At 66.6% G+C, this 17,955-nt stretch carries 18 protein-coding genes; 12 read left to right on the top strand and 6 right to left on the bottom strand.

Features of this window, described 5'->3' with window-relative positions; translation table 11 throughout:
* Positions 1-191: 191 nt before the first annotated feature.
* From AB0E85_RS29610 to AB0E85_RS29570, 9 genes are all read left to right on the top strand, one after another.
* The gene (locus AB0E85_RS29610) at positions 192-818 is read left to right on the top strand and encodes a very short patch repair endonuclease (RefSeq protein ID WP_361933383.1); all 627 of its coding nucleotides are present in this window, start codon (positions 192-194) and stop codon (positions 816-818) included.
* A 345-nt stretch (positions 819-1,163) separates the two neighbouring features.
* A complete protein-coding gene (locus AB0E85_RS29605; RefSeq protein ID WP_361933380.1) occupies positions 1,164-2,390 on the top strand; it encodes a DNA cytosine methyltransferase in 1,227 nt (408 codons plus the stop codon).
* Between the two features lie 322 nt (positions 2,391-2,712).
* A complete protein-coding gene (locus AB0E85_RS29600) occupies positions 2,713-5,340 on the top strand; it encodes a Z1 domain-containing protein (RefSeq protein WP_361933377.1) in 2,628 nt (875 codons plus the stop codon).
* Complete coding sequence (locus AB0E85_RS29595) at positions 5,337-6,371, top strand: PD-(D/E)XK motif protein (RefSeq protein WP_361933374.1); 1,035 nt, start codon at positions 5,337-5,339, stop codon at positions 6,369-6,371. Before AB0E85_RS29600 ends, AB0E85_RS29595 begins: the two co-directional genes overlap by 4 nt.
* Complete coding sequence (locus AB0E85_RS29590) at positions 6,368-8,308, top strand: hypothetical protein (RefSeq protein ID WP_361933372.1); 1,941 nt, start codon at positions 6,368-6,370, stop codon at positions 8,306-8,308. Before AB0E85_RS29595 ends, AB0E85_RS29590 begins: the two co-directional genes overlap by 4 nt.
* 137 nt (positions 8,309-8,445) lie before the next feature.
* On the top strand, positions 8,446-9,231 hold the full coding sequence (locus AB0E85_RS29585; protein WP_361933369.1) for a hypothetical protein: 786 nt from the start codon (positions 8,446-8,448) through the stop codon (positions 9,229-9,231).
* Positions 9,228-9,998: a DUF6339 family protein gene (locus tag AB0E85_RS29580; RefSeq protein WP_361933367.1), complete on the top strand. Its 771-nt coding sequence runs from the start codon at positions 9,228-9,230 to the stop codon at positions 9,996-9,998. The genes AB0E85_RS29585 and AB0E85_RS29580 overlap by 4 nt, the downstream gene beginning before the upstream one ends.
* Before the next feature lie 23 nt (positions 9,999-10,021).
* Positions 10,022-10,234, top strand: coding sequence for a DUF397 domain-containing protein (locus AB0E85_RS29575; protein ID WP_361933365.1), 213 nt, complete (start codon positions 10,022-10,024; stop codon positions 10,232-10,234).
* A gap of 73 nt (positions 10,235-10,307) precedes the next feature.
* Entirely contained in the window at positions 10,308-10,970 is a 663-nt protein-coding gene (locus AB0E85_RS29570) for an HAD family hydrolase (protein ID WP_361933362.1), read from the top strand.
* Here the strand turns inward: AB0E85_RS29570 and AB0E85_RS29565 are convergent.
* The gene (locus tag AB0E85_RS29565; protein WP_361933359.1) at positions 10,951-12,225 is read right to left on the bottom strand and encodes a transcriptional regulator; all 1,275 of its coding nucleotides are present in this window, start codon (positions 12,223-12,225) and stop codon (positions 10,951-10,953) included. The genes AB0E85_RS29570 and AB0E85_RS29565 overlap by 20 nt on opposite strands.
* A gap of 190 nt (positions 12,226-12,415) precedes the next feature.
* Here AB0E85_RS29565 and AB0E85_RS29560 point away from each other — a divergent pair, with 190 nt between their 5' ends.
* From AB0E85_RS29560 to tgmC, 3 genes are read left to right on the top strand one after another with little or no spacing between them, the layout of a single operon-like run.
* Positions 12,416-13,195, top strand: a complete 780-nt coding sequence (locus AB0E85_RS29560; RefSeq protein WP_361933356.1) for a putative ATP-grasp-modified RiPP — start codon at positions 12,416-12,418, stop codon at positions 13,193-13,195.
* A gap of 3 nt (positions 13,196-13,198) precedes the next feature.
* Positions 13,199-14,200, top strand: coding sequence for an ATP-grasp ribosomal peptide maturase (gene tgmB / locus AB0E85_RS29555; protein WP_361933352.1), 1,002 nt, complete (start codon positions 13,199-13,201; stop codon positions 14,198-14,200).
* Positions 14,184-15,392 carry an ATP-grasp peptide maturase system methyltransferase gene (tgmC, locus tag AB0E85_RS29550; RefSeq protein WP_361933349.1) on the top strand — a complete coding sequence of 403 codons (1,209 nt, stop codon included), beginning with the start codon at positions 14,184-14,186 and terminating at the stop codon, positions 15,390-15,392. The genes tgmB and tgmC overlap by 17 nt, the downstream gene beginning before the upstream one ends.
* On the opposite strand, the gene AB0E85_RS29545 is transcribed toward tgmC, so the two are convergent.
* The 5 genes from AB0E85_RS29545 to AB0E85_RS29525 form a co-directional block, all read right to left on the bottom strand.
* Positions 15,366-15,740, bottom strand: coding sequence for a hypothetical protein (locus AB0E85_RS29545; RefSeq protein ID WP_361933346.1), 375 nt, complete (start codon positions 15,738-15,740; stop codon positions 15,366-15,368). The genes tgmC and AB0E85_RS29545 overlap by 27 nt on opposite strands.
* 75 nt (positions 15,741-15,815) lie before the next feature.
* Positions 15,816-16,364 carry a hypothetical protein gene (locus AB0E85_RS29540; protein ID WP_361933343.1) on the bottom strand — a complete coding sequence of 183 codons (549 nt, stop codon included), beginning with the start codon at positions 16,362-16,364 and terminating at the stop codon, positions 15,816-15,818.
* A 23-nt stretch (positions 16,365-16,387) separates the two neighbouring features.
* The gene (locus AB0E85_RS29535; RefSeq protein WP_361933340.1) at positions 16,388-16,753 is read right to left on the bottom strand and encodes a VOC family protein; all 366 of its coding nucleotides are present in this window, start codon (positions 16,751-16,753) and stop codon (positions 16,388-16,390) included.
* Between the two features lie 72 nt (positions 16,754-16,825).
* Entirely contained in the window at positions 16,826-17,311 is a 486-nt protein-coding gene (locus AB0E85_RS29530; RefSeq protein WP_361933337.1) for a MarR family transcriptional regulator, read from the bottom strand.
* Between the two features lie 98 nt (positions 17,312-17,409).
* The gene (locus AB0E85_RS29525; RefSeq protein ID WP_361933334.1) at positions 17,410-17,868 is read right to left on the bottom strand and encodes a DUF2267 domain-containing protein; all 459 of its coding nucleotides are present in this window, start codon (positions 17,866-17,868) and stop codon (positions 17,410-17,412) included.
* Positions 17,869-17,955 lie beyond the last annotated feature (87 nt).

Genomic DNA, 17,955 nt, shown 5'->3' with positions numbered 1-17,955 from the left:
GTACGCCTCGTTGAACGCACATGTCCATGCCCCACGACACGGAACCCGTCCAACCGCCACCCTCCCTGCGCCAGATCGACGCGGTGCCATGTGGCTCCAGTGCCGCTTCAGGAAGCGTTGCCCTTACCCACTCCTGCCACTCCATGCCTGTTAGGACACCGGCTCCGCCACCGCCGCCATGACCATTTGCCATGGCATGCCACGGGGCCCAACCTGCGATCGCTCGAACGAGTACTCTCGGCATTGCCACGGGCTGCACGACCGATCTCCCCCAAGCCCATCGTCCCGTCTTCCCCCGGGAAACCATGAGTGAGAGCAGCGCGCGCCGGAAGGATGCTCAGCCCTCCTGGGCGTCATCGCCGGCCACGCGTGCAAGCATGCAGTCCAATAGGCCGAGGGACACGAAGCCTGAAAGGGCTCTCCGGAGTGCCGTACACGCCCTGGGACTCCGATTCAGTGTGTCTACACGACCACTACCGAAGGTCAGGCGCACCGCTGATCTCGTTTTCACCCGAGTCCACCTGGCCGTCTTCCTGGATGGGTGCTACTGGCACGGGTGCCCCGAGCACCACACCCTGTCGGCGACCAACACGCCCTATTGGACCGCGAAATTCGAGACGAATCGCCGGCGCGATCGGCAGACGGATCAGTGGCTGCGCGAGGCGGGGTGGGAGGTGTTGCGCGTATGGGAGCACGAAGACCCGGCGACCGCCGCCCTGCGAGTACGCGAGGTCTACGACCGGCTCTCCAAGGAGATCGAAGAGGCACGGGCCGAGCGCGCGAGCACTCGTCGAAGGCGGCCCCTGAACGGCTCCTGAAACCTCGACTCGCCGCGAGACGACGCCTGCAAGACCGAGACGCACGGCCGTACCGAGTCACCTCTCGGTCTGAAACCCCTGTGCGGCGACGAATGTTCGGACAGGCCATGGTGTCGCCTACCAGCCAGGGCAGGAACTCGATCACGTCGGCGTCTGTCCGAGTTGACCTCAGGGACCGCCGACTTGGCTTGTTCGCCGAGCTCAGAGGCGGATCGAAGACGACCGCCGCATACCTGTCTGGACCCGGCACAGCGAAAGCGTCCCACGGTGGCCGGCCACCGTGAACAGGCGTTATCCTGTCAGATCGATGATGACGACCCACTGAGGGGAGATCGAGGCGGCCACGTGCGGGACATCCTCGTGATCGCCTCCGCGGACCGCATACAGCCTGGAGACTACGTGCCCGACCCCCTTATTGTGGATCTTTTCGCCGGTCCCGGTGGGCTGGACGTGGCTGCCGGCTGGCTGGGGATTCCCGCCGTCGGCATCGAGCTGGACTCCGACGCGTGCGCGACGCGCGAGGCAGCGGGCCTGGCAACCATGCCGGGCGACGTGAAGGCCTTCCAGCCGGCCGACTTCCCGGGGGCGAAAGTTTTGGCCGGGGGTCCTCCCTGCCAGACATATACGGTTGCGGGCGGACGCGATGGTGGCGCCGGACGCCGGGCGCTCACCCAGGTACTCGACTTGGCCGCCCTCATGGCCGAGAGCAAGAACGACAAGCGGAAGAAGGCCAAGGTCGAGGCCGAGCTCACCGAGCTCGCCAAGGCCCCGGGCGATAAGGGCCGGACGGGTTTGGTACTCGAACCGCTGCGGTGGGCGCTGACCGCCCTTGCTGAGGGCCGACCGTACGAAGCTATCGTGCTGGAGCAGGTCCCCACGGTGATGCGGGTATGGGACGCCTACGACGCGATCCTCACGAAAGAGGGCTATTCGGTCGAAACCGCTGTACTGCGCGCGGAGGAATACGGGGTGCCACAAACCCGCAAGCGTGCAGTGCTGATCGCCCGCCGTCGGGGACCGGCGTTGCTGCCGGAGAAAACCCATCGCCCGTTTCGCAAGAAGTACACGCACGAGGAAAAGGGCAGGCGGTCCTACGTGACGATGGCGGACGTGCTCGAGCGTCTGACGCCGTTCGAGGTCACCTCCAACTACGGCACCGGAGGCGACCCCAAAGCGCGTGGCAGGCGGCAGCATGATGAGCCGGCCTTCACCGTCACCGGAAAGATTCGGAGAAACAGGGTGGGACCTCCGGGTCGGCCCGACGCCGACCCCCGTTTCGACGACGCCGAGGCCGGCCAGCTGCAGAGCTTCCCCCGGGACTTTCCGTGGCGAGGCAAGGACATTCCCCAGCAAATCGGCAACGCCATCCCCCCTCTCCTCGGTGTCCATATCCTCGCCGCCGCGCTGGGTCTGGGGAACGAAGCTCGCGACGCCGCCGTCAAGAAGGCCATCGCGTGCCATGCGGCGGCACCGCAATCGGCGCCGTTGCCAGCCGGTCACCGGAGCAACGGGGTGGAAGTGCCGGAGCTGTTCCCCGTGCAGGTGGCGTCGCCCGTCAAGCAGCCGGTATGAAACAGACGCCGTTTTAGGCGGGTACACCCGTCCCTCTTGCCGCCCTCTCGACTGTTACCTCATTCAGACGGCTGCACACCACCTCGGGCACGCGAGCCGACCGCCCGGTTTTCCCCGGCAGCCCTAGCCACGGCTGACGTGTCTGGACCGCCAGCGGCAAGAACCTCCGGCAGTAGTTCCTACGGTGAGCCGATATTGGCAACCCGGCGTGGTTTGTCAGTGCTGATCGGTAGCGTAAGCAGGTGGAAGGACGTGGTGTCGGTCAGGCGGGGGGACGTCGGCCGGCCGTGATCACTTGTGAGGCATTGTGGGCGATCCGCGTATGGACGCGGCCTGGGCGCGTTTTCAGAGCATGCTCGACGGGATGCTCCCGCACGAGGCCACGCAGCAGCTGCACGATCTCTTCGTTCCCGACGAGGTGATCGAGGAGATGCTGCGGCGACACGAAGCGGCCATGACGAAGATCGTCAGCCTTCGTGAGCCGTTGGCGCTGGGGCGGGAGAACGCCGTTCCTTGGTATGGGGGACCGCGAGCAGGAGACAAAAACTGGCCGGCCTTCGAGAAGCGTCTGCGGCGCTATCTGGACTTCGATGAAGTCAGGAAGATCGACGAGGCCTCCGACCGGGTCGTCGCAATGCTCGATCACCCTAAGACCGCGAACTTCCGTTCCCGCGGGCTGGTCATCGGGCACGTGCAGTCCGGCAAGACGAGCAACTTCACGGCCGTCGTGAGCAAGGCCGCAGACCGCGGGTACCGCATGTTCATCGTCCTGTCGGGCGTGCACAATTCACTGCGGCGGCAGACGCAGACTCGTCTCATCCGAGATCTCGTGGATCTCAATCCACCGCTGTGGCATCAAATAACCAAGCCTGAGCACGACTTCCAGCCTCCGCCCAATGCGCAATCCTTCCTCGCCTCCAAAGACCAGCATCTGCTATTGGTGGTCAAGAAGAACGGCCCTGTGCTCAAGAAGTTGCGAGACTGGCTCGAGCAGGCACGAGAGCAGCTGGGCAACTGCCCTACGTTGATCATCGACGACGAGGCCGACCAAGCGACTCTCGCCACACGCCGGATCAATCCGCTCATACGCGATGTGATCGGCCGCATCCCCAAGGTGTGCTACGTGGGTTACACGGCCACGCCCTTCGCCAACCTCCTCGTCGACCCTGTCGATGAGGAGGACTTCTACCCTCGAGACTTCATCCTCAGCCTTCCTCGTGGAGAGCGATACCAAGGGCCCGAAACCCTGTTCGGCCGGAATCCACTTGACCATGAAGACCCGTCCGAGGTTCCCGGCGGACTCGACATGATCCGCAGTATCCCCGTCGACGAACTGCCCGCACTGCGACCGGCCAAGAAGGCCGACGCACCCGACTTCGCCCCCGAAGCGACTCCGTCGCTTCGCCGCGCCGTCTTCTGGTTCTGGCTGGCCACCGCCGCCCGGCATGCACGAGGACAGAACGACCAGCATTCGTCGATGCTCGTCCACGCACATTCGGATACGCGCGTCCACGACTCGTACCACCCTGTGCTCCAGAGGCTTCGCGATGAGGTCGATCAGGGGCTTCGCGAGCGGACCGGTGTCGTCGACGAGCTACGGGCGCTGTGGAACGAGGAGTCCCGCCGGGTAGAACCGGCGGACGCGAACCGGCGCGTGGACTTCGAGGCCGTGTCTGCGGTGCTGGCCTCGGTCGTTTCGACGACGAGAATCGTCATGGACCACTACCGCAGCACCGACCGACTTGACTATGACTCCGGGCCGGTCAACGTCATCGCGGTGGGCGGAAACACCTTGTCCCGGGGTCTCACCCTGGAGGGGCTCGTGGTCAGCTTCTTCGTACGCTCGTCCAACGTCTACGACACACTTCTGCAGATGGGGCGCTGGTTCGGGTACCGGCCTGGCTACGAAGACCTCCCCCGCATCTTCATGCCTGACGAAACCCGACGCTGGTTCGCCCATCTGGCAACGGTCGAGGCGGAAATGCGTATCGAAATCGACCGCTACCTCACCGAGCACCTCACGCCGCTCGACTTGGCCCCTCGGATCAGGTGCCACCCCAAGATGAAGGTGACAGCCCCGGCGAAATCCAAGAGTGCGGTAAGAGCTGCGGCCTCATACGGGGGCCAACTCGTCGAGACGCGCTACTTCCCGCGTGAGAAGAACGACGCCGACGAGCGGTGGCATTCCGAAAACGCCGTAGCAGTGCACAAACTGTTGGCCGGTGCACATCGCGACGGAAGCGTCGACGACGGTGTCACCGTCGGCCGCGCCCTCTGGCGGGGTGTACCGATGGAACACGTGCTCACGTTCATCGACGAGTACGAGTTTCACCCTAAGGCGCTCGACGCCGCTCGTAGCCTGATGCGAGACTACGTCATCAAGAGGAACAAGAATTCCGGCGCTTTGGCCTTCTGGAATATCGGAGTCATCGGGAAGAAGCCGGCCACCGCCGGCGGCCGCGTCGATCTACCCAACGGCGCAGCGGTCGATCTTGTGGTGCGCACCCGCCTCTCGTCGACCGGCGATGATTCGGTTGCTGACATCAAGACCCTCACAGGTTCCCGCGACGAGGCCCTCGACCTCACCGTCCCGAAGGGCGAGGAAAAGGTGAACCGCATCGTCCTGCAAAAATTGAGGATGGCCCAACAGCCCGAGCGTGGCCTGGTCCTCCTCTATCCGATCGACGCCAAAGCCCCGGTGCCGATCGTCCGCAAGAACGGTGAGGAGCGGCCTGTGGATGGGCGTGCCCCTCTAGACGCGCCCGGCGAGATCGTGTGGGGCGCCGCGCTCGTCTTCCCCAAGCCGACCAGCGGGCAGGACCTCGGCATCGAGTACGACTACCTCCAGGCCGATCTCTCTCGGGTATTCCCCTCCGCCGGCGAAGACGAAGACGAAGATTTCTCAGTGCTCGAGCAGGACCTCGACGCCGGTCCGGAGGCTGCCGCATGAACGACCACCGCTGGTCTGTGGCTTCTCTGCGTCTGCGCGAACTCCTGGAAGTGCTTTGGGGCCGGCTCGACCGGCAAGCTTTCATGGAGACCGAGAGCGCGATGATCACGGTGGCGCTGGAGGCCGAGACTCCCCATGGTCCACTCCGACTTGGTCGGGATGCCGATGGGCTGCGCCACCTGCTGGTGCCCATTGATCCGGGCGACCAAGTCGAGGACGATCTGCGCAGCGCGGGTGTACAGCTGACCACTCGGACGCTGTCGAGCGACGATGAACTGCCCGTCAGATACGCCGACATCGCTTGTCGACGGCACGATCTCGCGGGAACGTTCACGGGACTGGTCGCAGATTTGACCGGCCTGATAGCCGCGAATCCCGATCGGGCGCCGTCACTCATCGTCCGTACACTGCACGCCTGGAGGCTCTTGCTCGGCGGTATGTCCAGCAAGTGGACGGTCCCGCGACTTGCGGGCTTGTTCGCCGAACTAGTCGTGTTGGAAGACCTGTTGGGGGTGCAGCCGCGCTCGGTCCGCGCCTGGCTCGGCCCGCTCGGCTGCCCTCAGGACTTCCGCGGCGCACACCACGCCATAGAGGTCAAGGGCACCGTGGCCGCCGAAGATCGTGTCGTCCACATCCATGGGGCGGACCAACTGGAAGCACCCGAGAACGGGACACTCGCCCTCGTCTGGCTGCGCATCACCGAGTCGACGGCGCCGGGGGCCCGATCAATACCGGAGATACTCGACGCATGTCGCGAAAAGACCCATGATCTGGCCGCCTTGGACACTAGGTTGGCGGCTCTCGGCCTACCCGAGGGCGACGAAGGTCCGATGAGCCGAACCCGCTTTCTTCCGACAGAACACCGCTGGTACGAGGTCGATGGTGACTTTCCCCGCGTTGTCCCCCAGAGTTTTGTACGCGGAGCCGTTCCCGCCGGGGTGCAAAGCGTGGAGTACCAGATCGATCTCGACGCGGTCTCACACCTCGCCGAGCGGGAGGTCGTCCTGGAACGCTTGGGAGCCGATCTATGAACGAGCCTGGCTGGTACGCACAACCCTTTCGCGCCGACGGCGGGATTACCGCCAGCGGCCTCCTCAGCCAGCTCGGCCGACCTAGTCTGTCACGTTTGACGCTGCTCGTCCGTGAAGCGGCCCAGAATTCCTGGGACGCCCGCTTGCCCGGTCACCCCGTCGTGCCCTTCCGTCTCGATTTGAGCACCGTCGGCCCCGGGCACGTTGCAGCCTGGCGCCGCATGTTCTCCCTTGGCTCGTCGAGCACCGGCTTCACGGACGGGATTTTCCATCGCCTCACCAAAGCTACGGCCATTCGCTATCTCGCCGTCTCCGACCGTGGCACGTCCGGGCTCGCCGGGCCGACCCGATCCGACGCCGGAAGGACGGAGAGGAGGGAATGGGCGCGGTTCGTGTTGAACAGCGGTGACCGCGACGGCGCCTCGGCCTCCTCGAGCGGCGGCACTTACGGTTATGGCAAGAGCGCCCTGTTCCAGCTGTCCAAAGTCGGCTGCGTGCTCGTCTACACGCGCTTTGAGGATGAAGGTGGAGGCCTGCGCTCCCGCTTCATCGGCGTAGCAATCCGGGAGGCGTTCTGGGAAGACGACTCGCGGTACACCGGACGGCATTGGTGGGGACTGCCGGAGGAGGAACACTGTGAGCCCCTGCTGGACGCTCAGGCGGACACGATCGCCCGAGAGCTGGGCATTCCCGGATTTCAAGCCGAGGAGACGGGCACGACCCTCATCGTGGTCGATCCCGACCTGACGGATCCCTCGCTCCCGGACTCGGACGCGCCGCCGGAACTTTCCGTGGCCGATGCGGGCGCATTTCTCGCCGACGCGGCGGCCTGGAACTTGTGGCCGATCATGCTTACGGACCGGGCCGTACACATGGCTGTCCGAGTGACGGCGAACGGTGTCGACATCAAGGTGCCGGACGCCGAATCCGATGCAGCCCTCGCCTTCTTCGCTTCCGCCTACCGAACGGTCGCGGAAGGCTCCGGCCTAATGCTCGCCTGCGGCAAACCACGCAAGGAACTCGGCCTTTTTGCACACCAGTACACGTACGGGGCATCCGTGACCTCACTCGCCGCGCGTGAACTCGGACTCGAGGGAGCCCCTCACCACGTCTGTCTGCTGCGTGGTCCCGAGCTCGTCGTCCGTTACCACTCCGGACCGGAGAGATCGAATCCCGACGCCGGCTATGCCGCCGTATTCAGAGTCAACGAAGATTTGGACCAGACGTTCGCACGAGCCGAGCCGCCGACCCACGACGGGTGGGAATACCAGCAGTTGCAGGGCCGAGAAGCGACCTTCGTACGCACTGCCGGACGGCGCTTGAAGGAGCAGTGCGACAGACTCAGCGGGGCCCAGGCGCGGAGAGCCGTCAAGGTCGGCGCTTATGCCCTGGGCTCGGTGGCACAACGGCTCGGACATCTCTTGGCAGGCCCCGGTGGGTTCGGCACGGCTGTGCTCCCCTCCAGCCTCCTCCCCGGAACCTCACGGGTCGTAACGGCGCCTGCGAGACAGGATGATGTTTCCGGAGCTCCTCCGGGTCTCGCACCGTTTCCTGCCCCGCGAGGCGACGCGGGGGAAGGAGGCGGCGGCGCATGGGAACCGGCCGGAAGGAGACGTGGCGCCCGCAGGCCGACGTTGACGTCCGAGCCCTACTTCGAAGTGATCGACGGGTTGCCGGTCATCGTGCAGCGCGTTCGGCTTCATGGACCCGACAGAGTCGAGGGCTCCGTACGAGTCATGACCGGTGACGGAGGAGCGGAAGGACAAACGCCCACCGGCGCGACGCAACCGGAGGTCTACGGCTGGCGCATTCCTGCGGACGGACGCATCGTGACCGGAGAAGTCCTTTACCACTCCGGTGATGCTGTGGATGTCGAGATGATCGTCATCGCCGTGGCTGACGTACTCATCGACATCAACGTCGTGGGCCGCTCATGAGCGTTCGAGTCTGGCCCTACCGCAGGCCTGTAGGCCGGGTCCACGCCGAAGCGTGGAGATCGGGCGACGCCACGGGCGAGTCTGCACCGACCGCGTTCACCGCCTGGGACTACACCACCGACATCGCTCTAGGGCGTGTGATCGAAATCGACCTCGCCGAGCTCCGCGAGGACTGCGGACTGACACCGGATGCGCCCCTGCGTCTGTGTGTTCGGTACTGGCCGTCCACGTCGCTTCTCCGCAGGTCCGCATTCGTCCACGACCTCCCCACCCACATGGCTCGCACATCCTGCGAGATCCAGTTCTCGGCCGACAGCACTCGACTCGGCGGGCTCTTGACCGTCGAGACACTGATAGAGCTGGCCGCCGATCTCCCCTCCGCCGTGCCCTTCGTCGCTACGCGCGCCGGCTCGATCCTTTGGAGCGACCAAATCCGAATCCATCTGGAAGGCGGTGCCGGGCTGCTGCCGGTGGCCCCAGTGTCTTTCAGCGAAGCGGGGCTCCCCGCGGGCTCCGCCTGGTATGTGAGCATGGACGGTGGCGACTGGCAGCAGGCCGCTATGGGCAGCCTCCTCGTCCTGCTCAATGAAGACAATCCCGCGGTCAAGGAGGCCATGGAGTCCACGCAGGGAGAGTTGTCCGGGATGCTATGGAGCATCCTCGAGGCCGATATCGTCACCGACCTCGTAGGACGCGCCTTGGACGACGAAGCGTTCGTCGACGAATCCCCATCGGACGATCCTGACGGCGACTTGACGATGGCGGGTCTGGTACGCGCTCTCGTGCGCACGTACCTGGCGCGCCCAGGTGAGGTTGCCGAACAGGCGATCAAGCGACTGCGCGACGAACGGCGCAGAGATCCGTCTCGGTTCCGCGCCGATGTCCACGCCGGTGTCAAGTTCCCCCGGGAGGCCACAGCATGAGCCTGCTATACCCGCGTCTCCTCCCCAACGAGACGGAGCGGCGCTTCCGCAAACTCCACGAGATCTCCCCTGAGCACCACCCGACCATGGTGGCCAATCACTCTCCGCGAGCCGTCTACGCCGCGACAGGAGGCCGCCGGATCTCACGGGAGGAGCTCGATCAACTCCGAGAGAGCGTGCTTCGAATCGCCCGTGACCAAGGATTTCCGACCTCCAGATCCACCGTGCAACGGAGCATCTTCGACCGGGAGACAGCCCAGATTCTGCACGAGCAGTGCCTCATGGTGCCGGGTGAAGCCTCACAACGGCAGGTCTGGGCGTTTCTCTCGCTCGTCCTGCTTCCTGACGTATGTGCCTGGCGATGGCCTGCCGACTCGGACGGCCGTTATGTGGCTGACCGCTTCAAGGGCACCGACCTGACCCGCCACGCGTTCGCCCGTCTGTGGACCCGCGCGCACGTGCTCCACGACCCGACGGAAGACGATGTTTACCACCTAATGGATGTCCTGGGTGAATCCGATCTCGACCAAATCATGGCCAGACGTTCCGCTCTCGCCGCTTCACCCGCGCTGGTGCGATCGATCGTCAGGGCACACCGCGATGACCAGTCCGACAGACTCGTCTCGTCCAGGGACGTACTCCGGGAAAGCCTGATGCGCCTTCTCCGCCTCACGGCATTCCTTGACCTCGACTCGGCTTCGGAGCCCGAGCTGGGGCACTTGGTGAGGAGCGTCAGAGCCGAGGCTCGTTCCGCACTGGCGAGTTGAGAAGCGTGAAGGAGCACATGGTGATGTCGACCGAAGACGGTGTTGACAACCGTTTGATGTGGTTCACGTCTTCCCATAGCAACGGCGCCGGAGGGGAGTGCGTCGAGTGTGCGCTCGCCGGTGACGGCGTTCTCGTTCGGGACTCGAAGATCGCGGGGTCGCACATGATCGCCGCGAGCAGCGATGCGTGGCACTCCTTCACCCAGGCCGTGAAGCGCCTCGGTGCGAGGTACTGACCCTGCTACCAAGACGACGGCAATGGGCTCTTGTGGTCAGCACTGAAGAACTGGCTGTCGATACTCTGCCCCCATGATTCGCGCAGTGGTCTTCGACGTCGGTGAGTGCCTCGTGGACGAGACCCGGGAGTACGGGACTTGGGCCGACTGGCTCGGCGTGCCGAGGCACACCTTTCATGCGATGTTCGGGGCCGTCATCGCCCAGGGCCGTGACTACCGGGAGACCTTCCAGGAGTTCCGGCCCGGGTTCGATCTGTACGCCGAGCGGGAGAAGCGGGCCGCTGCCGGGCAGCCGGAGAGCTTCGGGGAAGACGACCTGTACAGCGATGTTCGCCCCGCCCTCCGACAGCTCCGGGCCGCGGGGCTATGGCTCGGGATCGCCGGCAACCAGACCGTACGGGCCGGTGGCCTTCTGCGGGAGCTGTTCTCCGATGACGTCGACCTGATCGGTACGTCCGACGACTGGGGCGCCAGTAAGCCCGACCCCGAGTTCTTCAAGCGCGTGGCCGCTGCCGTGCCCTTCGAGGCCGGCGAGATTCTTTACGTCGGTGACCGGTGCGACAACGACATCGCACCGGCCAGGCAGGCTGGGATGCGTACCGCGCTCGTGCATAGGGGGCCGTGGGCCGGCATTCAGTGGAACAGCACCGAAGCCAAGGAGCTGCCGACCTTCCGTATCGAGACCCTCACCGAGCTTGCCTCCAGGGTGGACGAGTTCAACGCCTCAACGCGCTGAGGGTCGTCGACCAGTCGTACAGGCGGTCGTCGAGGTCGCGAACACAGCTCTCGTGCTGGTGCGGAGTCAACGCACGTCGGACTTCCCGCACCCGGTCCATACCGGTGGCGTACCAGGTGAGAGCCAGCTGATCGAGTGCCTTGCCCGCGTAGTCGCAGGCCTCTTCGGGATTGCCTGAGGCCGCTTCTACGGCCGCCAAGTCGCCGTACACGACCGTTCGTTGCTTCTCCTCGCCCGGAGTCATGGCTTCAAGTGCCTGGAGGAGCGCGGCCCGGGCTTGCGGGAGGTGGCCGGCGAGCAGCTGGGTGTTTCCCTTGAAGGCGGCGAGCCGCGCCGGGGAGAACCAGTCCATCCAGGGCGGTGACGGGTGCTCGTTGCCGGCCTCCAGGACGTCCTCGGCGTGGGCGATCAGGTTCAGCGCGGTTCGGGTGTCGCCACACCTGGTCTCGCACTCGGCCTCCACTGCGTCCAGCCAAGCGAGGAACTCGGCAGAGGCGGGGGCGCGGCGGGCGTAGGTCCTGGCCGCGATCATCCGCTCCCGCGCTCCTTCCTGATCACCCACCCAGCCCGGGATGAAGGCCATGTGCGCGATGATCGCCGAACCGAGCAACGCGTGGTCGGCCTCGCCTGCCGCTTGCAGGGCGAGGAGAAGCGTGTCGTGCGCGGTGGCGGGCTCGGAGAGGTCGAAGAACTCGATCCGGCCGGCCAGCAGGTATGTCTCGGCGAGGGCGGCGGCGATCGTACGTCGGGTGGAGTCTGACGTTTCCGGCAGCAGGGCACAGCCGAGCGTCGCGTGTGCCACGACGGCCGGGTGCAGTGTGGTCGGTGCGACCGACCAGTAGAGCCGACGGTGGGAACGGGTGACGGCCTCGAAGTCCGCTCCGGCTGTCTCCGGGTGCGAGGCGGCTGCGGCACGGCCTGCTCCGATTGCCGGACCCCGTGTTCGCGCCGCTCCGGCGAACGGCCTGCGCATGGCGTCGTCTGGCACCGTTCCTTCCGCGCCCCACGGAGGCGTGAAGCCGAGGGTCTCCAGGCTCTGGCCGAGCAGGTGTACCAGCACGCGCTGACAGTCCGGTTGGGGCCACGGTGGATTGTCCGACTCCCAGCGCCGGACCTGCCGCGCCCCGATGGACAACCCTCGAATGCCCATGTCCTTCGCATGCTCCGTGAGCGCGTCGGCCAGGTCCTGTTGCGAGTTGAAGCCGGCGGCCACCCGAGCAGCCTTGAGTCGCACGTTGCCTGTGGGCCTTGGCATGAGCCACCTCCTCCTGCTGTCTGCGGCTCATACTTTCCCACGTGAGTCCCCTACAGGACATCGACTCCACCTCAAGTAGGCATCCAGGCCCTCTTCATGTCCTGTCAACGGCCTTTGGAAGTCCTCGAATAGGCAGATCGCTTGGTGAACTCTGTCCCGTGCACACCGACGGACAGCGAGGGAGCATGTTGTGTACTCACACGAGGGCTTGGACGGAGTGGTCTCGGAGTGGCTGGCTCGGACCCACCCGGACCCGGGACGCGTATGGACGGAGTGGGCCACGCTGGGCGTGGCGCTGCTGCCTCTCGGCCGGCGATTCGCCGCCGTGCGTATGCCGTCCGAGATCGTGCACGCCGCCGTCCGGTCCGAGGACCCGGACCGCGTGAGGGCCGCGCTCGGTGGCTTACTGGGAGGGGGGATCATCTTCGACCGTCGAGTGGCAGGTGGCACCTACTACGCCCTGGTCGATGGGCATGCCGGTCTCGCGTGGGTCGACGACGATGCCGTGACGTGCCTTGGTCGTGGCACCTACTTGGGGGTTCCGCACATCGACAGACGGCAACCGCCCGGGACGTACTGGGTTGTTCCGCCGCGGCACGGGGGCGAACTGTGTTGCTCGCGTGCGGTCCTCGACCTGCTCGGAGCGGGTCGCGCCCGACTGGCCGCGGAGGGCGAGGTCCGTTCGCATGACGAGGGTGGAGTCATCCGGGCTGTGGTCGTCGAAGGCCCGTGGGCCATGCGACTCGTGATGGACCGGCTGCCCGTACGCCCGCCGGCTTACGCGAGCGTCGTGTTGGACGGGCCCTCACAGACGGCTCGGTACACGGGCGCCGACGGCCGACCCGTCGAGATGGGCAAGCACGGCACATCCAGGACGACGGGCACCGCATCGATCTCTGGAGGCGGGGACGGGCAGAATCCGCAGCCCCAGACTCAGGACGACCACACCACCGACTACGAGTCGGACTGAGCGGTGGCGTCCACGGTTCTGGTGGTCACCGCGTTGGAGGACGTCACAGCGGATCTCGTCATCCATGCGCTCAATGAGCGCGGGGTGCCTGTCGTACGCGTCGATCCGGCGGATATCGGAGCGGACCTGGCCTTCGGATTTCGCCTCGGCGACGACGATCCTCTGTGGGCCGGGCGGCTGACCACCCTCAGTCGAGAGATGGACCTACGGGAGGTGGCGGCGGTCTACTACCGTCGCCCCACCCCGTACACCGCCCGCTTCGCGCGTCTCCCCCGGCAACAGCAGGTCTTCTGCGAGGCAGAGGCGAGACACGGGCTGGGTGGCGTCCTGAACGCCCTGCGGACGGCGACGTATGTGAACCATCCCCATGCGGTGGCCCGCGCTGACTTCAAGCCCGCCCAGTTGCAGCAGTTTGCCCTGTCGGGACTTCGGGTCCCGCCCACACTGATCACCAACAAGGTGGACACGGCCAGGAAGTTCGCCGCCGATCACGGGCGGGTCGTCTGCAAGACCTTCCGTGGGCTTCCCCGCAGCAAGGACGGCCACACCGGGGCGATCTGGACCCAGCGGGTGGACCCCGACAGCTTCGACGAGTCCCTGACGGTGACCGCGCACCTGTTCCAGGCAGAGATCCCCAAACGCGCGGATGTACGGATCACTGTTGTGGGCCACCGGGTCTTCGCCCAGCAGATCATCACACCGGACCGGGCGTTGGACTGGCGTCGTGGCGACTGGGACGAGCTGTCGCACTCCTCCATCGCCGTACCCGCCGCGATCGAGGCTGCACTCCATGCCTACTTGAAGTTCTTCGGCCTGGTTTTCGGCTGCTTCGACTTCGCGCTCACCGGCAACGGGGACGATGCCGACGACTGGTGGGCCATCGAGTGCAACCCGAACGGTCAGTGGGGCTGGCTACCGGACGCGGCGGACATCGCCGAGTCATTCGCCGACATTCTGAGCAACGACGTACGGAAGGAGACGCCAGGTCATGGCGATGCCCCCTGACCCCGAGACCGACGCGGTCCCGCTCCGCGCAGCCATGGTGGACGCCCTCTCGCAGAACGATGCTCTGGCTGATCCGGCTTGGCGGACTGCTGTGGAAGCGGTGCCACGGCACCGCTTCGTGCCCGGGTTCTACCTGCCGGCCGACGAGCGTGACGAGCGGGGACTGACGGCTTGGGAGCCGGTCACAGCCGAGCTCGACTACGGCCGCTGGCTGGCGGCCGTGTACTCGGACACGACCCTGATCACACAGTTCGACGGCGAAGAGCCCAACTGGCGGGCACCGGTCGTGCGGCACGGCGGCGCGCCCACCTCGTCGTCAACGCTGCCATCCCTGGTGGTGCGGATGTGGTCTGACGCCGACGTGGCTGAGGGACACACCGTGCTGGAGATCGGAACCGGCACGGGATACTCGACCGCACTGGCTTGTGAGCGTCTCGATTCCGGGGATGTCACCAGCATCGAGGTCGATCCCCGTCGCTTGGAGGCGGCGGCGAACGCGCTGTACGGCTGCGGCTACAGCCCGACCCTGGCCGTGGCAGACGGGCTGTACGGGTACTGGCCCGAGGCCCGCTTCGATCGAGTCGTCGCCGCGTGCTCCTTCCGTGCGGTCCCACCTGCCCTGCTCGCGCAGACCCGACCGGGCGGAAAGGTCCTGCTCACCCTGTCGGGGTGGCTCTACGGCTACGCGCGCGTGCTGCTCACCGTCGCCGCGGACGGCACGGCCGAGGGGGCATTGCTGCCCGGTACGGTGTCCTTCATGTCCGCGCGGACCCATGCCGCACCGGCACTCGGAAATCCTGCCCACTGGGCCGCCGGACTTCCGGACAATCCCAGAGCGGCCCGACACGGGCCGGATCGACTCGCGGCTGTGACCGAAGAGGCGTTCCATCTGCGGTTCCTCGCCCAATGCGCCGTGCCGGACGCCCAGATGGTCGCTGTCGACGACGTCGTGTATCTGATCGACGTCGTGAGCGGCTCGGCGGCCACGCTGACGCGCCCGGACGGCGACTGGCAGGTACGAGAGGGCGGGCCGGTGAGGTTGTGGGAACGCGTGGAGAGCGTCCTGGAGGCCTTCGATGGCGCAGGCCGTCCAAGGCCGGAGACTTTCACGCTACGGGTGTGCGCCAAGGGTCAGCGTCTGGATCACCCGATCATGCCCGGCCTTCTATTGCCCGGGACCGCTCCGCTCTGAGCGCAGTCCCCTCTCGAACCGATACTGCTCCACCAGTTCCTCCCACTCCCCGGCATCGCCCTCAGTCACGGCGACGACCCTCCCCTCACCCGTGAGGGCGCGTACCTGGGCCGCCACCCGCGTGGCCCGGCCGCTGGACGTATACACGCCCAGGACCAGGGCGGTGGAAGCGTCGTCGATGCTGTCGGCGAGGGTGAAGCTCCAGGGGATCTCGCACGGCGGCGCGTGGTCGGGGTCCGGGCACAGGAGGCGTTCGATCGGGGCCTGGAGGGCGAGCGCCTCCTGCGTGCTCGGGTATCCGGCGATGCGGATCTCGTAGACCCGTGGTTGGTCTTCGGCCGGTGACAAGGGCCCTCCTGGTTCGGTGCTAAAGCTTCTGAGTCGGTGCCGCGGGATGTGCGGTGGCGCCCTTCGCCGTGCGGCTCACATGTACTGGAAGTACCTGTCCCACCAGGCCGGCGGCAGATCCTCGTCTTCGTCCTCGTCGGGATCGAAGCCGTACTCGGCGGCCGCCCACGCCCGCAGTACCTCCTCGTCCTCCTCCGAAGGTTCCAACTGGGCCCGGCCGTCGTACGGCTCCAGGAGCAGGGTCACGGGTACGTGGACGCATCCCAGCTCCGTGCAGAGTTCGTCGAGCCAGGTCAGGAATTCCTCGGTCAGGCCTTCCTCGCAGCCGGGCATTCCCCAGTCCCTGCCGGTGCCGGCCGTGACGAAGGGGCCGAAGTTGCTCATCAGTACCCACAGGGGGCGGTCGGTGCCCGTGGCGGAGGCAGGGACCGAGACGGCGCCGTAGTAGCTCGCGTCCTGGGGCATGCCCGACGTCGCGGACTGGCCGTAGCGTGCCTTCAGGGCGTCGGTCAGGCGGGTGAAGCGGGCGCGGGCGGCCGGGAGGTCGTAGTGCTCGGGGAGTTCCAGGTGCTCGGGGTCGTCCAGTTCGTGCAGGAGCTCACGGATGCGGTCGATGGAGAGCATGATGGTGGATACCTGAGCAGCCCCTAGCCCCGTTCCACGCAGAACTCGTTGTCCTCCGGGTCCGCCAACACGACCCAGCCCCGGCCGTTCGGGAGGGTGCGGTCGGTCAGGATGCGGGCGCCCAGGGAGACCGCGCGTTCGACCTCCTCGGAGCGGGTGCGGCCGGTGGGGCCCAGGTCGAAGTGGATGCGGTTCTTCGCCGTCTTGGCCTCCTCGACTCTGACGAAGAGGAGGCCGGGCACTCCGTCGGGGAGTTCGACCAGGACCTCGTCGTCGCCGGGCTTGTCGGTGTCGGAGATCGGGTGGCCCAGGAACTCGGACCAGAAGCGGGCCAGTTCGTAGGGCTCGCCCGTGCAGTCGAAGGTGATGTGGCGGATGGTCGGGTTCAACGGCCTTCTCCCTCAGGTGTGTTGTGCGAGGTGCGTCTCGCAGGATGCGTGGGAAGGCCGGTGTCTGTCGAACTATTTGGGGCTCTCGGGGAGGTTTCCGTTGCCGCCCAGGTTGGCGACCATGCGGCGCAGGACGTTGATCGTCGTGATGAAGTCGGCCTCGGTGATGCCCTCGTGGGTCCGGTGGTGGACGCGGAGATGGCGTTCCCGGGCGCGGAGACGGCCGGCCTCGCCCTCCTCGGTGAGGGACATGGCACCCGTCGCGTCCTGAGTGAGCCAGCCCCGGGCGATGAGGTCGTCGTAGACCGCGTCGAAGGCGGTGTTCTGATCGTCGTAGGGGGTCAGGCGGTCGGTGAGGGTCGCTCGGGTCCAGTGGCCGGGGGCGCCGGAGGCGTGGTTGAGGGTCCACCAGTGGGGCTGGGTGAGGTCCTCCACGGCCAGTTGGCCGCGGATGGCCCCCACCACCCTGCGGCAGGCCTCGCCGGTCCAGGCGCCGATCGGCTGGGCGGCCAGCTCCTCCGGGGAGTACTCCTTGAGGTTCTCCATGTGTGCGCTCATGCGGTCAACGTAGGACCTCAAGCAAACTTGAGGTCAAAGGAACGGCCACCCCGGACCTCAAGGGGGTGGCCGTTTTGGTGCGCGCTGCGCTGCGCGAGCTACGACGCCGGGGTCAGATCGGCTCGGCCGAACAGGAGGGCGTAGCCCGCGGGGAGTTGGGCCAGGATGCGGGTGACCAGGTCGTCGCCGATCAGGGGCGGCAGCGTGCTGAGGACCGAGCTGACGTCCCAGCGGGCCGTGGCGGACGTGGCTCCGGGGGTGTGTGAGGCGACCTCGTCGACGAAGCGCGCGGCCGTGAGCCGGTGTGTGGCCGGGATCTGGGCGGCGATCAGCCGGGCGGCCTCGCCGGGCAGGGCGCGGGCGAGCTCGACCCGTTCGTCGCCGGTGACGTGGGTGCCGAGGGCGGCCAGGACGGTGCGGGTGACCTGCTCCGCCTTCGTCCGGGTGGGGTACAGGCCCGTCTCGCGGACCGCTTCGATCAGCTGGGGCCAGCCGTTGCCGTCGGTGGTGTGGGGGGCGCGGCTGGTCGTCACACGGGGCACCGTCGTCGTGCTCATGTGTGGGGTTGTCCTCCGAGTGGGTGGGTGGGCGTGAGAGTGAAGGGGCCGTGTCGCGCCGCCGGGGATCGTGCCGGCGGCGCGACG

The organism is Streptomyces sp. NPDC029044 (genome assembly GCF_040637495.1).
In the GTDB taxonomy this organism is placed as follows: Bacteria; Actinomycetota; Actinomycetes; order Streptomycetales; family Streptomycetaceae; genus Streptomyces.
Note: the sequence above shows the minus strand (reverse complement) of the source record. Positions and strands in the feature narration are given on the sequence as shown.